The sequence below is a fragment of the Streptomyces sp. NPDC048590 genome (genome assembly GCF_043199535.1).
Taxonomy (GTDB): domain Bacteria; phylum Actinomycetota; class Actinomycetes; order Streptomycetales; family Streptomycetaceae; genus Streptomyces.
The window spans coordinates 417,649-432,494 of sequence record NZ_JBICWC010000008.1; the positions used below are offsets into that span (position 1 = coordinate 417,649).

General features: G+C 70.5%; 15 protein-coding genes. 8 read left to right on the plus strand and 7 right to left on the minus strand.

Going from position 1 to position 14,846, the window contains the following annotated elements; genetic code table 11:
* The first annotated feature begins 319 nt into the window (after positions 1 to 319).
* The 4 genes from ACGFNN_RS24805 (at position 320) to ACGFNN_RS24820 (ending at position 3,766) form a co-directional block, all read left to right on the plus strand.
* Positions 320 to 1,534: a helix-turn-helix domain-containing protein gene (locus tag ACGFNN_RS24805; protein WP_393559039.1), complete on the plus strand. Its 1,215-nt coding sequence runs from the start codon at positions 320 to 322 to the stop codon at positions 1,532 to 1,534.
* A 199-nt stretch (positions 1,535 to 1,733) separates the two neighbouring features.
* Positions 1,734 to 1,997 carry a hypothetical protein gene (locus ACGFNN_RS24810; protein WP_362550256.1) on the plus strand — a complete coding sequence of 88 codons (264 nt, stop codon included), beginning with the start codon at positions 1,734 to 1,736 and terminating at the stop codon, positions 1,995 to 1,997.
* A gap of 76 nt (positions 1,998 to 2,073) precedes the next feature.
* A complete protein-coding gene (locus tag ACGFNN_RS24815) occupies positions 2,074 to 2,547 on the plus strand; it encodes an SCP2 sterol-binding domain-containing protein (RefSeq protein WP_393559041.1) in 474 nt (157 codons plus the stop codon).
* Positions 2,548 to 2,551: 4 nt separating this feature from the next.
* Positions 2,552 to 3,766, plus strand: coding sequence for an acyl-CoA dehydrogenase family protein (locus ACGFNN_RS24820; protein WP_362550263.1), 1,215 nt, complete (start codon positions 2,552 to 2,554; stop codon positions 3,764 to 3,766).
* A gap of 47 nt (positions 3,767 to 3,813) precedes the next feature.
* On the opposite strand, the gene ACGFNN_RS24825 is transcribed toward ACGFNN_RS24820, so the two are convergent.
* Positions 3,814 to 5,040: a cytochrome P450 gene (locus ACGFNN_RS24825; RefSeq protein ID WP_393559043.1), complete on the minus strand. Its 1,227-nt coding sequence runs from the start codon at positions 5,038 to 5,040 to the stop codon at positions 3,814 to 3,816.
* A gap of 105 nt (positions 5,041 to 5,145) precedes the next feature.
* On the opposite strand from ACGFNN_RS24825, the gene ACGFNN_RS24830 reads away from it, so the two are divergent.
* Together ACGFNN_RS24830 and ACGFNN_RS24835 are read left to right on the plus strand one after the other, a co-directional pair.
* Positions 5,146 to 5,982 (plus strand): hypothetical protein, encoded by an 837-nt coding sequence (locus tag ACGFNN_RS24830; RefSeq protein WP_393559045.1) that lies wholly within the window; start codon positions 5,146 to 5,148, stop codon positions 5,980 to 5,982.
* A gap of 55 nt (positions 5,983 to 6,037) precedes the next feature.
* On the plus strand, positions 6,038 to 8,110 hold the full coding sequence (locus ACGFNN_RS24835; protein ID WP_393559046.1) for an MDR family MFS transporter: 2,073 nt from the start codon (positions 6,038 to 6,040) through the stop codon (positions 8,108 to 8,110).
* A gap of 142 nt (positions 8,111 to 8,252) precedes the next feature.
* Here the strand turns inward: ACGFNN_RS24835 and ACGFNN_RS24840 are convergent, their stop codons facing one another.
* The 4 genes from ACGFNN_RS24840 to ACGFNN_RS24855 all read right to left on the minus strand — a co-directional run bounded on the left by ACGFNN_RS24840 (position 8,253) and on the right by ACGFNN_RS24855 (position 10,739).
* Positions 8,253 to 8,699 carry a YchJ family protein gene (locus ACGFNN_RS24840; protein ID WP_393559048.1) on the minus strand — a complete coding sequence of 149 codons (447 nt, stop codon included), beginning with the start codon at positions 8,697 to 8,699 and terminating at the stop codon, positions 8,253 to 8,255.
* A 69-nt stretch (positions 8,700 to 8,768) separates the two neighbouring features.
* A complete protein-coding gene (locus tag ACGFNN_RS24845; protein WP_393559050.1) occupies positions 8,769 to 9,578 on the minus strand; it encodes an SAM-dependent methyltransferase in 810 nt (269 codons plus the stop codon).
* 64 nt (positions 9,579 to 9,642) lie between these two features.
* Positions 9,643 to 9,879, minus strand: a complete 237-nt coding sequence (locus ACGFNN_RS24850; RefSeq protein WP_014049581.1) for a DUF397 domain-containing protein — start codon at positions 9,877 to 9,879, stop codon at positions 9,643 to 9,645.
* Positions 9,876 to 10,739 (minus strand): helix-turn-helix domain-containing protein, encoded by an 864-nt coding sequence (locus ACGFNN_RS24855; protein ID WP_393559052.1) that lies wholly within the window; start codon positions 10,737 to 10,739, stop codon positions 9,876 to 9,878. The genes ACGFNN_RS24850 and ACGFNN_RS24855 overlap by 4 nt, the downstream gene beginning before the upstream one ends.
* Positions 10,740 to 10,944: 205 nt before the next feature.
* Here ACGFNN_RS24855 and ACGFNN_RS24860 point away from each other — a divergent pair, with 205 nt between their 5' ends.
* Both ACGFNN_RS24860 and ACGFNN_RS24865 read left to right on the plus strand, forming a co-directional pair.
* A complete protein-coding gene (locus ACGFNN_RS24860) occupies positions 10,945 to 11,403 on the plus strand; it encodes an ATP-binding protein (RefSeq protein ID WP_393559054.1) in 459 nt (152 codons plus the stop codon).
* Positions 11,397 to 11,837: a hypothetical protein gene (locus ACGFNN_RS24865; RefSeq protein ID WP_393559055.1), complete on the plus strand. Its 441-nt coding sequence runs from the start codon at positions 11,397 to 11,399 to the stop codon at positions 11,835 to 11,837. Before ACGFNN_RS24860 ends, ACGFNN_RS24865 begins: the two co-directional genes overlap by 7 nt.
* Positions 11,838 to 11,865: 28 nt before the next feature.
* Here the strand turns inward: ACGFNN_RS24865 and ACGFNN_RS24870 are convergent, their stop codons facing one another.
* The gene (locus ACGFNN_RS24870; RefSeq protein ID WP_393559057.1) at positions 11,866 to 13,212 is read right to left on the minus strand and encodes a 6-phospho-beta-glucosidase; all 1,347 of its coding nucleotides are present in this window, start codon (positions 13,210 to 13,212) and stop codon (positions 11,866 to 11,868) included.
* Positions 13,213 to 13,293: 81 nt separating this feature from the next.
* Positions 13,294 to 14,805, minus strand: a complete 1,512-nt coding sequence (locus ACGFNN_RS24875) for a cytochrome P450 (RefSeq protein WP_393559059.1) — start codon at positions 14,803 to 14,805, stop codon at positions 13,294 to 13,296.
* Positions 14,806 to 14,846 lie beyond the last annotated feature (41 nt).

Genomic DNA, 14,846 nt, shown 5'->3' on the forward strand with positions numbered 1-14,846 from the left:
CGGCGGCGGTCGTGGGCGACGGATGGCACGGAGCCGCCGACAGCCCCGGAGAACACGCCCCGTCCCTCGGCCGCCCCGGCCCCGCTCCCGGCCGAAAACATTGTCCGGAAGTGAGCATTTACCGTCCCACCTGCACAGGAACCCCACAACGGAACCATGTTGTGGTCCTCTCGCGGTTCGATCTTGTCCAGACGGTGTGAACGCCGCCCGGCTTGGTCTATCTTCGGCGCCGTTGTTGGTATACACCTGCCGGCCCGTGGGAGCGCTTTCCCGTCACCCGCTCCACCGGCGCGGGGCCCGGGAAAGCAAGGGGACGGTCATGCCGAGACTCATCCAGCCGCTGGACACCGGTGACCCGCTGGGGCCCCTCCCCCAGGAGTTCGCCGCGATCATGCGACCCGAACTGCCGAGCCTGATCAAAGAGATCGGCATGGAAGTGACCCGCGCCTATCCGGAATACGCGCGACTGTTGAACGGGCCCAACGGCACCTCCATTCGCATGGGTGTCGAGCAGAGCCTCTCCTCCTTCGTCGACCTGGTCGCGGAGCCCTCGTCGCCCACCGTCCTGCGCGACGACATGTGCCGGCGATTCGGCCGGTTCGAGGCATACGAGGGTCGCACGATGGACGCGCTGCAGGGCGCGTACCGGCTCGGGGCGCGGGTCGCCCTGCGGCGCGCGAAGAAGGTCGGTCGCAGCTACAACTTCTCCCCCGCGCTCATGCTCAGCTTCGCGGACGCGCTCTTCGCGTACGTCGACGAGTTGGAGGCCCTCTCCCGTGAGGGCTATCTCGAGGTCCAGGCCCAGTCCGACCAGCGGAGCGAGGCGGTGCGCAGGCGGCTCCTGCACCTGATCCTCGCGGGCAGGCCCGTACCACGCAGCGCCATCGGCGAGTTGTGCGAGCAGACCGGGTGGACGCTGCCCGAGCACGTCACGTTGGTGGCCGTGCGCGCGTCGGCCGGACTCGACCGGATCAGCGCCGACGCCGACGTACTGTTGGACCCCTCCGACCCTCAACCCCACCTGCTGATCCCCGGCCCGGTCGACGACGCGCGTAGACAGATGCTCGGGCGGGTTCTTCCCTCCGGTGGGGCCGCGATCGGCCTGACCGTGCCGACGGCGCTCGCCGCCGACTCGATCCGCTGGGCCCGGCGAGTCCTCGAACTGGCCGACACCGGGATCATCTACGACGCTCCTCTGCTCCGGTGCGAGGACCACCTCACCACCTTGTGGCTGCTCTCCGACCCACCCCTGCTCGACCAGCTGGCCATGCGCGAACTCGCGCCGGTCGCGGCCATCAGCTCGACCCGGCGGGCCCGGCTGATCGAGACGCTGCGGATCTGGCTCGACACCCGGGGCACGGCCGCCCAGATGGGCGAGTTGCTGGACGTGCACCCCCAGACCGTCCGCTACCGGATGCGCAGCCTGGAGGCGATCTTCGGGGACCAGCTCACCGAGCCCGAGAGCCGCTTCGCCACGGAGGCCGTGCTGCGCGCCATGAACTTACGCGGCCGAAGCCCGCAGCCGCTGAACTGATGCGAAATCACATCCGGACGGACGAGTCAACTTACCTCCAGGTAAGGCGAAATAGACGGTCAGCCCCGAACGGTTGCGACACGGAGACGTTCTCGAGGAGAAATCAGGAACTGCGTCCCGTTACATAAGGAGGCGCGACGGTCCGACCGCCCGTCGCGGAGCATCACCTCCTGGCCGACCATCCGAGAGGGAACCCCCCATGACCGCCCCGCACGTCCTCGTCCCCGTACCGATCCCCGACCGGGTCGCGGCGCTGATCGGCTCCTGCACCCCGGCGCACATCCTGCAGGCGGAGTTCGACGCCGACTGCGCGGCCAGGGAGGTGCGCAGGTTCCGGGGACCGAGGCTGGACGCCGAGGACCAGGCCGACCGCGAGCAGGCCCTGTCCGAGCTCGCCCGGGCCAACAAGGTGCTGTCCGCCCACCACCCGCACTTCGTCGTGCGCCCCTACGGATCGTGGTGACGCCGCCTGCTTGCTAAGCGGCGGCCGCCGCCTTACCTTACCCAGAAGTAAGTTTACTCTGGAGTAAGGATTTGGCGTGGCCGACAACAGCAGCGGCAACCTCACCGACGAACTGTCCGGACTCGACTTCGCCGCCGTCTCCCCGGAGGAGTTCGCGCGGATCGTGAAGGGTCTCTCCGCCAAGCAACTCGGCGAGGTCATGCGAGGTGACCTGCGCACCAGGGTGCTGAGCGAGGTGTTCGGCCGCATGCGGCAGCAGTTCCGCCCCGAGGCGGCCGGGCCGCTGAAGGCGCTGATCCGCTGGAAGATCACCGGTGAGACCGACGAGGTGTACGAGACCGCCATAGCCGACGGCACCTGCACGGTGAGCGCGGGCCGATCCGAGGCGGAGCCCCGTACCACGCTGGTGATGGCCGACGCGGAGTTCCTCAAGCTGGTGTCCGGCAACGGCAACCCGGTGACGATGTTCATGATGCGCAAGCTGAAGGTCGCCGGTGACGTCGGCCTTGCCTCGGGTCTGACCCGCTACTTCGACATCCCGAAGGCCTGAGCCCATGAGCTACTTCTCCCTCGCCCTGACCGAGGAGCAGCGGGACCTGCGGGACTGGGTCCACGGCTTCGCCGCCGAGGTGGTCCGCCCGGCCGCGGCCGAGTGGGACGCCCGCGAGGAGACCCCCTGGCCCGTCATCCAGGAGGCCGCCCGGATCGGTCTGTACGGATTCGAGTCGCTCGCCGACATGTACGGGGACCCCAGCGGGCTCTCCCTCCAGATCGCCAACGAGGAACTGTTCTGGGGGGACGCCGGCATCGGCATGGCGCTCTTCGGCACCTCGCTCGCCGTCGCCGGGATCTTCGCCTCCGGCACACCCGACCAGCTGGCCGAGTGGGTCCCGCAGTGCTACGGCGACGAGGACGACCCGAAGGTGGCGGCCTTCTGCGTGTCCGAGCCCCAGGCGGGCTCCGACGTCTCGGCGATGACCACCAGGGCGCGCTACGACGAGGCCAAGGACGAGTGGGTGCTCTCCGGCCAGAAGGCGTGGATCACCAACGGCGGGATCGCCGAGGTCCATGTGGTGGTCGCCTCGGTCGAACCCTCGCTCGGCGCACGTGGTCAGGCGGCCTTCATCGTGCCCCCGGGCACGAAGGGCCTGGAGGCCGGGCGCACGGTCAAGAAGCTGGGGCTGCGCGCCTCGCACACCGCGGATCTCTTCCTCGACGACGTACGGGTCCCCGGGAGCTGCCTCCTCGGCGGCAAGGAGAAGCTGGATGCCCGCCTGGCCCGCGCCCGCGAGGGCGGCGCCGCCAAGGGACAGGCCGCCATGGCCACCTTCGAGGTCAGCCGGCCCACGGTCGGCGCGCAGGCGCTGGGCATCGCACGGGCCGCGTACGAGTACGCCCTGGAGTACGCGGGCCAGCGGGAGGCGTTCGGCCGGCCCGTCATCGAGAACCAGTCGATCGCCTTCGCCCTCGCCGACATCCGTACCGAGATCGAGGCCGTCCGGCTGCTGATCTGGCAGGCCGCGTGGATGGCGCGCAACGACCGCACCTTCGACGCCGCCCAGGGCTCCATGTCCAAGCTCCGCGCCGGCGAGCTCGCCGTGGCGGCGACGGAGAAGGCGGTCCAGATCCTCGGCGGTGCCGGTTACAGCAGGGAGCACCCGGTCGAGCGGATGTACCGCGACGCCAAGATCTACACCATCTTCGAGGGCACGAGCGAGATCCAGCGCCTGGTCATCGCCCGCGCCATCTCGGGGCGCCAGATCCGCTGACGCCCCGGACGAGGGCCGGTGCGGCGGACCGACGCACCGGCCTCCGGTCAGGCCCCCACCGGTGTGAAGCGCACGGCGACCGAGGCGGGACCGCGCGTGAAGACGCCCTCCTCGACCGGGCTGAAGCCCTCGGCGAACCGCAGATCGGGCATCGCGTCCAGCAGTTGGTTCACCCCCGTCTCGACCTCGGCCCTGGCCAGCAGCGCGCCCACGCAGAAGTGCCGGCCCAGCGCGAAGGCGAGATGGTCCGCGGCCGCGGAGAAGGCGGTGGTACTGGTGAGGTCGTCGCGGAAGATGTCGAAGCGGTCCGGCTCCGCGTAGCGGGCCTCGTCCCGGTTGGCCGATCCGATCAGGCAGGTGACTGTGGCCCCGGCGGGGACGGTGCCACCGGACAGCTTCACCTCGTCGGCGGTCTGACGCATGATCATGTGGACCGGCGGGGTGTGGCGCAGGGTCTCCGCGAACGCCCGGTCGATGAGTGACCGGTCCCGCCGCACGGCGTCCAGCTGCTCGGGGTGGGCCAGCAGGTTGGCGAAGACCGACGCGATGGCCTTGTCGGTGGTCTCCCCTCCGGCGGCGAGCAGCAGGCTGCAGAAGGCCTTGATGTCCTCGTCGCTCATCCGCACCCCGTCGACCTCGGCGGCGCAGAGCGCCGAGAGCAGGTCGTCGCCCGGCTCCTCCCTCCGGCGCCGGATCACCGGGATCATGTAGTCGGCGAACTCCCGGCGGGTCCGCTCGCCGGCCGCGGTGATCTCCGGGTCTCCGGCCAGGTTGCCGAGGAAGGCGATGACGTTGGTGTACCAGCCGTGGAAGCGCTGGTGGTCCTCCCGGTCCAGGCCGAGCATGTCGGCTATGACCAGGACGGGGAAGCGGGTGGCGAAGGCCTCCACGAGGTCGGCCTCCCCGGTGTGCCGGAAGGTGTCGATCAGTTCGCGCGCGTTGCGTTCGATGACGGGCAGAAACTTCTCCTGGAGGTCGGCTCCCCGGAACGCCGGGGCGACCAGCGCCCGGCGTACGGCGTGCTCCCTGCCGCTGAGCTGGAGGATCGTCCTGCCGTGGACGGGCTCCAGCTGCCAGTCGTAGTTCTGGGTGGTGAACTCCTGGGCCCGGTCCTTGAAGACGCGCTCCACGTCCTCGTACCGGGAGACGAGGTAGCTCCCCGTCGCCTCGTGGTGGATGAGCGGGGCGCTCTCACGCATGATCCGGTAGGCCCCGTAGGGATCGGCTGCGAATGCGGGCGAGAGAATGTCGGGCGGTGACGACGCCTGGGACACGGTGACTCCTGTGGGGCAGAGATCAGGATGCTTCATAGCGGTGAACAGACTGCGCCACCAAGGCTATTGACCGAGTGACGGATACGAACCCCCTGGGAGTACTTCTTGATCGCCGAGACCGGCACCCGCCGTCCGTCCGTCCTTTTCGTTACGGATCTCGCCTACGAGGCGCGTGGCAGGCGCTACTGCGACGAGGACATCTTCCTGACGTCCCGGCTCCGTGAGGACTTCGACATCGCGCTCTGCCACCCCCGGGACGCGGCCGCCCTGCTGGACGGCTTCGACGCGGTCGTCGTGCGCAACAGCGGCCCCGTCCTCCACCACCAGGAGGCGTACGACGCGTTCCGGTCCCGGGCGCGGGCCGCGGGGGCCCGGGTCTACAACTCGCTCGACGGCCGCGGGGACATGGCCGGCAAGCAGTATCTGGTCGACCTGAGCCGAGCGGGTTTCCCCGTCATCCCGACCGTGGACCGCGCGGCGGACCTCGTCCTGCTCCCCCGGTCCGCCGGATACGTGGTCAAGCCCAAGCTCGGCGCAGACTCGGTGGGGCTCCGCTTCACCGAGGAACCGGAGCTCCCGGACGGAGCGGACGGCACCCTCCTCGTCCAGCCCAGGATCGACTTCCGCTACGAGGTGTCCTTCTACTTCGTCGGCCAGGACTTCCGGTACGCCCTGTACGCGCCCCACCCCGACCGCCGCTGGGTGCTGGAGCCGTACGCGGCGAGCGACGAGGACCTGGCCTTCGCGCACCGCTTCGTCGAGTGGAACACCCTCTCCCACGGCATCCAGCGGGTGGACGCCTGCCGGACGCCGGAGGGTGACCTGCTGCTCGTCGAGCTGGAGGACCTCAACCCGTACCTGTCGCTCGACCGGGTGCCCGAGGACGTGCGGGACGGCTTCGTCACCCGGATGGCCGGGTCGCTGCGGGAGCTGCTGGCCTGACACGTCCGGCCCCTCACCGCGTGCGGCGCGGTACGGCGGGTGTGAGGGTGCGAAGGTGACCACTGCCAGCGAGAAATCCCCCGCCCCGCAGAGTGCCACCGCGCCGCCCGTCCTCGACCCACGACGGCGCAACATCGTCTTCGCGACGATCGTGCTGGGGATCCTGCTGGCGGCTCTCGACCAGACGATCGTGGGAACGGCGCTGCCCACGATCGTCTCGGACCTCGGCGGGGCCGAGCACATGTCGTGGGTGGTGACGGCCTATCTGCTCGCCGAGACCGTGGCGACGGTGCTGGTCGGCAAGTTCGGGGATCTCTTCGGCAGGAAACTGATCTTCCAGATCTCCGCGATCATCTTCATCACGGGGTCCTTCCTCTGCGGTCTCGCCTCGAACATGCTGCTGCTCATCGTCTGGCGGGGCGTGCAGGGCATCGGCGCGGGCGGGCTGATGGTGACGTCCATGGCGCTGATCGCCGACGTCATCCCCCTCCGCGACCGGGGCAAGTACCAGGGCGCGATCGGTGCTGTCTTCGGCGTCGCCACGGTCGTGGGGCCGCTGCTGGGCGGGCTGTTCACCGACCACCTGACCTGGCGGTGGGCGTTCTACGTCAATGTGCCCATCGCGATCGTGGTGGTCATCGCCGCCGCCCGCAACATCCCGTCGGTCCGGGCGGCCGGGCGCCCGGTCATCGACTACCTGGGCATCGCACTGGTGGCGGTCGGAGCGAGCGCGCTGATCCTCGCCACGAGCTGGGGCGGCAACGAGTACGCCTGGGGCTCACCCGTGATCCTCGGCCTGTTCGCCGGAGGGCTCGTCGCCCTCGCGCTGTTCTGTCTGGTGGAGACGCGCGCGAAGGAACCGATGCTACCGATGCGGCTCTTCCGCAACCCGGTGTTCGCGGTCTGCTCCATCCTGAGCTTCATCGTCGGCTTCGCCATGCTCGGCGCGATGATCTACCTGCCCACGTATCTCCAGTACGTCGACGGGGACTCCGCCACGCTGTCCGGTGTGCGCACCCTGCCTCTGGTGATCGGCCTGCTGGCCGCGTCGATCTTCAGCGGAAACGTGGTGAGCCGGACCGGGCAGTACCGCTACTTCCCCGTCGTCGGCTCACTGGTGATGGCGGCGGGCCTCTTCCTGCTGTCCCGGATGGGCCCGGACAGCGGGGTGTGGCTTGAGTCGCTGTACATGCTGGTGCTCGGCATCGGCATCGGCCTGTCGATGCAGGTGCTGACGATCGCCGTGCAGAACACGGTCGACTACTCGGACCTGGGCACCGCGACCTCCGGGGTGACGTTCTTCCGCACGCTCGGCAGTTCATTCGGCACCGCGGTCTTCGGCACGATCTACGCGAACGCGCTGCGGCCGAACCTGCGTCAGGGGGTCGAGGAGGCCGCACGGGCGGGTGGGGACCCGTCGACCTTGCCGAGCGTGGTCCAGAGCCCGCAGGCCGTGCACGCGCTTCCCCCGGAGCAGACGGCTCCCATCGCCCAGGCGTATGCCGACACCCTGCACACGGTCTTCCTCTGGACCGTGCCGGTGGCGCTCCTGGGTTTCGTCGTCGCCCTCTTCCTGAAACAGGTGAAGCTGCGCGACAGTGCCCGGGCGAGTTCGACCGACATGGGTGAGGGCTTCGCCCAGCCGAAGACCGGTGACTCCTCGGAGGTGCTCGAATCGGCCGTCGCCAGAATCCTGCACCGGACCGGTCCGGACACGGCCCGCCGCATCGTGGCGGAGTCCGACACCCGGCTCGACATGGCGGGGGCCTGGGCCGTGATGCAGGTGGATCTCTTCACCCGGATGGTCGGCCACGCGGGTCTCAGGCTGATCGCGGCGCGGCACCGCATCCCGCCGGAGGTGCTGGTGCCCGTCTTCGACCGGATGATCGAAGAGGGCTACCTCACCGGTGACGGCAGACTCTTCACCCACACTGCGGCGGGCAGCCGCGAGGCCGCGGCCATCTCCGCCGCCTGGGGGCGCTGGCTGAACGAGCGGCTGGCCGAGGACGGGGCACGGCCCGACGACCGGGAGCTGCGCGCCTCGGTCGACCGGATCGCGAAGCGGCTGCTGGCGGAGGACCTCGAACACCAGTTGGCCCCGCCCGAGCACACGGCGGCCGCGGTCTGAACCCGCGGTCCCCCGGACTCCGCCGGTGCCGCGTCGATCAAGGCATGTGCGACGGGGCGAACCTTGACCGACGCGGCACCAGGGCGTGTATCGAAGGTCCCGCCTGCCCGGCGGGCGGGCGACGCTCCTTTCGGTACACGCCCTACGCGGTGAAGTCAGCGGCCTCGTACACCCAGGCACCCTCGTGGCGGACGAAACGGCTCTTCTCGTGCAACGAGCCGGGGCCGTCCCCGTCGGTCCAGTGGGCACGGAAGGTGACCGTCCCCGTGGTGTGGAAGGCGGTGCCCTCGGTCGTCGCCAGGATCTCCAGCCGGACCCACCGGGTCTGCGGGTCCAGGTCGAGGACCGCGGGCCGGGTGGAAGGGTGCCAGGTACGCAGCAGGTACCCGGCGTCCCGGACGGCGAAAGCCGCGTAACGGGAACGCATCAGCGCCTCGCACGTCGGGGCCGCGGCGCCCGCGTGGTACCGCCCGCAGCACTCCCCGTAGGCGGCCGGCAGACCGCACGGGCACGGTGTCTCCGGCGTGATCCGCGGGCTCGCCGCCCGCGGTGCGGACGGACGACGGGGGCGTGAGGTGCGTCGTGACATGCACCCATTGTGGCCTGCGGCCGACGCCGCGCCGACGGCGGGCGTTCGGCCGGAGGGCGCCGCCCGGGGTCAGCGCTTGCGCGCGACGCCCGCGTAGCCGGGGATCGGATCGTGGCCGGGTACGTCGATGACCTCGCCGAGGCCGGGGTGCCAGTCCGCGGAGAGCGAGACGCCCGGCTCGAGGAGTTCGAGACCGTGGAAGAAGGCGGTGAACTCGGCGCGCGACCGTGGCCGCAGCGTCATCCCGCGCGCCCGGTACATCGCGCGGGCCGCGGCGGCGCCCTCCGGGTCGAAATCGCCCGTGGTGTGCGAGAGGACGAGATAGCTGCCGGAGGGCAGTCGTTCCACGAGCCGGTCGACGATCTCGGCCGCACCGTCCTCGTCGTCCACGAAGTGCAGCAGCGCGAGAAGGGACAGTGCCACCGGCCGGTCGAGGTCGAGGATCTTCCCGGCGGCCTCCAGGATCGCTTCCGGCTGCCGGGCGTCGGCCTGGATGTACTCCGTGGCCCCCTCGGGGGTGGAACGCAGCAGCGCCGCCGCGTGGGCGAGCACGATCGGGTCGTTGTCGCAGTAGACGACGCGGGCGTCGGGGGCGGTCCGCTGGGCGATCTGGTGGAGGTTGGGCTCGGTCGGTATGCCGGAGCCGATGTCGAGGAACTGGCGTACCCCGTTCTCGGCGAGCCAGCGGGTGGCCCGGTGCAAGAAGGCCCGGTTGACGCGGGCCATGTCGCGTCCCCTGGCGTCCAGGGCGAGGAGTTGCCGGGCCATCTGCTCGTCGACCGGGTAGTTGTCCTTGCCGCCCAGGAACCAGTCGTACATCCGGGCGGGATGCGGCTTGCTCGTGTCGATCTCGACGGCCTGAGGTTCCTGCCCGGTCATGGCGGACTCCGTTCGGTCGGGGACTTCGGCGAGGAGCGTGCTGTGCGGACCGGGTGAACGGGCGTCAGGTGAGGAGGAAGTCCGCCTGTCCCGCCTTGGCACCCTGGATGAACGCGGCGATCTCGCCGTTGGAGTAGATGAGGGCGGGGCCGTCCGGGTCAGCGGACTGACGGACCGCCACCCTGCCGTCGGCCAGCTTCATGGCCTCGATGCAGTTGCCGCCGTTCCCACCGCTCCACGGCTTGTACCAGCCTTCGGTGCCGAGATCGGCGGCCGGCATGCCGTTGTATATGTGGTTCATGACAGCTCCTTGCGGAAATCCCTGAGGATCTCCTTCGTGCGTTGTGCAGTCGCGGCCTGAGCCGCCATGCGGTCCATGACCTCGAGGTAGGACGCCACCTCGGGGCGCGCGTCGAAGTAGACGGCGCCGGTCAGGTACTCGCTGTAGACCATGTCGGGGAGTTCGGGCACCGCGAAGCGGAAGAGGACGAACGGCCCGTACGTACCCGGATGGTGACCGGTCGCGAACTCGGCTATCTGCAAGGTCACGTTGGGCAGCTCGGTGGCCTCCAGCAGACGGTCGATCTGGGCGCGCATCGCGCCGGGACCGCCGACGGGACGGCGCAGGACCGTCTCGTCCATCACCACCCAGAGCTTCGGTGCCTCGTCCTTGGTGAGCAGCGCCTGCCGTTCCATCCGCAGGGCCACATGCCGCTCGATGTCCGCGGGTCTGGTCTGACCGACTGCGCCGGTGCGCAGGACTGAGCGTGCGTAGTCCTCGGTCTGCAGGAGGCCGGGGACGAAGTGCGGTTCGTAGGTACGCAGCAGGCTGGCGGCGCCCTCCAGGCTGACGTACATGCTGAACCAGTCGGGCAGCACGTCGTGGAAACGCTGCCACCAGCCGGGCCTGTTGGCCTCTTCGGCGAGCTGGACGAACGCGTCGGTCTCGTCGTCGGCGATCCCGTAGGCCCTGAGGAGCACCTGTACGTAGGGGATCTTCAGCCCGACCTCGGCGGTCTCCATCCTGCGTATGGTCCCGGGGGCGACACGGAGCACCTTCGCCGCCTGGTCACGGCTCAGGCCGACGCGCTCCCGCAGATCCTGCAGACGCTTGCCGAGAACGACCTGACCCACGGTCGGGGCTGACCGCGGTTCGCTCACTTCAGACCTCCCGATGCGCTGTGTTCCAGAAGTGTGCCACGAGCGTGGCTCGAGGGACACAGTCACTCTGGAATTTTCAGAGTGCCCCTTGCCAAGTGTTCTTGTCAGGGGGAGAGTTGGTGACCGAACCAAGTTCGCGCGAACGTGCCCGCAATCCCAGGAGCGGTGCGAGGCGTGACACAGCCCCCACTGTGAGGAATCGGTCGTGGCACCTGGCAGTGCGCTCATCCCCCGGCTCTCGGACCTCTGCCCGGGGAGGGAAGCGCTCCGTGACTGCTTCGCGCTTCCCGCGCACCCCGAGTCGGTCGCCGGAGCCAGGCGCCTCACCCGGGCGCGGCTGGCGGAGTGGCGGCTGACCGGGGACACCCACGACGCGGCGGTGCTGATCGTCTCCGAACTGGTCACCAACGCGGTGGTGCACACGATGAGCAGCCGGGTGGTGTGCGAACTGCGGTGCGACGCCGCCAGACTGCGCATAGCGGTCCAGGACCAGGGCCACCAGCCCGGCGGTCCCAGACTCACGAGGAACGCCGAGGGGGAGCACGGGCGAGGGCTGCTGCTCGTCGACTCCATGAGCGCGGCCTGGGGTTCGACCGACGCCGGGAACCACTCGGGACGGATCGTCTGGGCGGAACTGGCGTACGGCCCGGAGCGGACATGCTGAGGAACGCCCTGTCCCAGCTGCTCGGGGCGCGACGGTGCCGCACGGCGGAGGAGGGCGGGCTTCCCGGCCGGGTCCGTCTGGCGCTGCCGCCCGCGCTGTCCGCGAGTCTCGGCTGTGACGCGGTGGGGGTGCCCGCGCAGTACGGCTTCCGTCTGATGTCGCATCTGCCGCGTGCGGGCTGTGTGTTCGCCGACGCCGACCGGTGGTGGTGGATCGTCCCGTCGGGCTCCGACCTCGACCTGGACTGGCCGGAGCAGGCCTCCTACGCCACGGACGCCTACGTCCCCGCGCTGCGTCCCCGGCTGATCCACACGCCGGACAGCCGGACGCCCTACACGCCGCCCATCCCGCTGTTCCTGATGGTGTGTCAGGTCACCGGTGTCGCACCCTCCTGGGGTCCATCGGGGCGTCCGAGGCCGGTCCCGGCGCCCTGACCCGTCGGATCGGGGCGCCGGGGCGCGGTCACGGCTTGTCGAGATAGGCCAGCGAGGGGTGGGCCCCGAGGTAGCCGTCGACGAGACGGCGTGCCACGGAAACCGAGTCCACCAGAGGATGGAGGGCGAAGGCGCGGACGGCCGCCGCGCGGGAGCCGGTCTCCGCCGCTTCGAGCACGGCCCGTTCCACGGCCTTGACGGCCGTGACCAGCCCGACCGCGTGGTACGGCAGCGGGTCCACGGCCACCGGGTGCGCGCCGTTGGCGTCGACCAGGCACGGCACCTCGATGACGGCGTCCTGGTCGAGGGCGGCGAGTGTGCCCCGGTTGCGGACGTCGAGGATCAGTGAGGTGCGTTCGTCCCGGGCGACGGCCCGCATCAGGGCCAGGGCCACCTGCTCGTAGCCGCCGGACTCGAGGTCGCTCTCCTCACGTTCCCCGGCACCGGCCACGTCCCGGTTCTCCGACATGTACGTCGCCTCACGCTCGGCCCGCGTACGGTCCCAGGTGGCCAGCGGCGGGGCGGCCGGGTCCTTCATCCGGGCGTAGAACCCCTGCTGCTGGTCACGCAGGAACGCTCCCCTGGTCCGCTCGGCGGCCTGGTATGCGGCGACCGCTTCCCGGTTGAAGTAGTAGTAGTGCAGGTACTCGTTGGGTACCGAGCCCAGGGAGCGCAGCCACTCCGCGCCGAAGAGCCTGCCCTCCTCGAAGGAGCCGAGCAGCTCCGGATCCGCGAGCAGGCGGGGAAGGTGGTCGACGCCCTCGTGGCGGAGGCCGCGCACCCAGCCCAGGTGGTTGAGACCGACGTAGTCGATCCACGCGCGGTCGGGGTCCACGCCCAGGACCCGGGCCATGCGGCGGCCGAGACCGACCGGGGAGTCGCAGATGCCGATCACCCGGTCGCCGAGGTGGCGGGCCATGGCCTCGGTGACCAGGCCCGCCGGGTTGGTGAAGTTGATGACCCAGGCCTCGGGGGCCAGCCGGGCGATCCGCCGGGCGAGGTCCGTCGCCACGGGCACGGTGCGCAGGCCGAAGGCGATCCCACCGGCTCCGACGGTCTCCTGGCCCAGGACGCCCTCGTCGAGCGCGACGCGCTCGTCCGCTGCCCGGCCCTCCAGGCCGCCGACCCTGATCGCGGAGAAGACGAAGTCCGCCCCCCGCAGGGCCTCGTCCAGATCGCGGGTGGCGATCACCTCGGGCGCGCCGCCGGTCCCCGCGGCCTGCTCGGCCAGCACCCGTGCGACGGCGGTGAGCCGGTCCGCGTCCGTGTCGTACAGGGTCACCCGGGTGACCCGGCCTTCGGCGTGATCACGCAGCAGCGCCCCGTACACGAGCGGTACCCGGAATCCGCCGCCGCCAAGAATTGTCAGCTTCACGCTGCTCGATGGTACGGGGCGGGCGTGCCGGTGCCCCGGACCCGTGGGCCCGGGGCACCGGCACGGCGGTCGGGCCGCTGATCAGGCACCGCTCCACCAGCGCTTGACCGCGTGCCAGATCCTGGCCGGGGCGTTGCGCTGTGCGGGGATCACGGTGGGTACGGGATGCGGTTCGCCGGGGCGTGCGGGTGCGGGGATGTGGGCAGCCGGCATGGGCGCGGAGACCCGGTTCGCGGACGAGGACACCTCCCAGTCGGGCTGCGGACGGGTCCGTGCCACGGCCGGGAGCGGTTCGGCGTCGATCTCCTGCTGCGGAGTGGGGGCGAAGGCTGCGGGGAGGTCCACCAGGTGCCTCGCCATGAAGTTGCCCTCGCGGGTGAGCTTGCTCTCGTCGACGCCGAGTTCCAGGTCGGGCAGGCGCATCAGCAGGGCGTCGACGCCGACGTCGGCGATGGCGCGGCCGATGTCCTGCCCGGGGCATTCGTGCGGCCCGCTGCTGAAGGACATGTGGGCACGGTTGCCCTCCATGCTGACGGTGAGGTCCGGCCGTACCGCGGGGTCGGTGTTGGCCGACGCGATGCCGACGATCAGCGCGTCACCGGCCTTGATCTGCTGCCCGCCGAGCTCGGTGTCGCCGACCGCCCAGCGGCCCAGCACGGAGGTGAAGGGCGGCTCGTCCCAGAGCGTCTGCTCGACCGCCTCGGGCACGGTCATGTGGCCACCGCTGAGCCGGGCACGGAACCGGGGGTCGGTGAGCACCATGCGCAGCACGTTGGCGATCAGGTTGGTGGTGGTCTCGTACGCCACGATCAGGACGACCCGGAGGTGCTCGCTGACCTCCTTGTCGGTGAGGCCGGCCGGGTGCTCGACCAGCCAGCTGGCGAAGTCCTCGGCGGGCTCGACCCGGCGGCGCTGCACGAGCCGGTCCAGTACGCCGATGACGTAGGCGTTGCTCGCGACGGCGGTCTCCGAGCCCCGGGTCATGTCGCGGGCGGCCTGCACCAGCCGGTCGTCGTACTCCTCCGGCATCCCGATGATCGCGCACATCACCATCATCGGGAGCCGTTCGGCGAACTGGCTGACCAGTTCGGCCCTGCCTTCCCGGCAGAAGTCGTTGACGAGCCTGTTGCTGTACCGGTTGATGTGGCGGCGGACACCGCGGGTGTCGATGCGGGCCATGCTGTCGGTGACGGCTCCGCGGAGCCGTTCGTGCTCGGCGCCGTCGGCGAAGGAGCACACCGGCTGCCAGGTGAAGAGCGGCGCGAGCGGGTGGTTGGGCGCGACGCTGCCGTCCTGCAGTCCGCGCCACCGCCGGGAGTCGCGGGAGAACTGCGAGGGGGTCCGGGTCATGTGGAGGTTCTCGCTGTGTCCGAGCACCAGCCATGCGGGGACGTCCTCGTGCAGGAGGACGGGTGCGACGGTGCCGTGCTCGGCACGCAGCTTCTCGTAGAGGCCGGCGGGGTCAGCCTCGGCCTCGGGGCCGTACAGCCGGCGCAGCCCGCCGGGACCGATGCCGGTGCTGTGGGCGGGGCACTGCGGGGGTGGGACCGGGCCGGTGGCCGAGCCGGGTTCGTACTGGAAGGGGGTTGTCACTGTGGCTCCAGGAATAGGACGTTCCGAGAGGCGGGCGCATG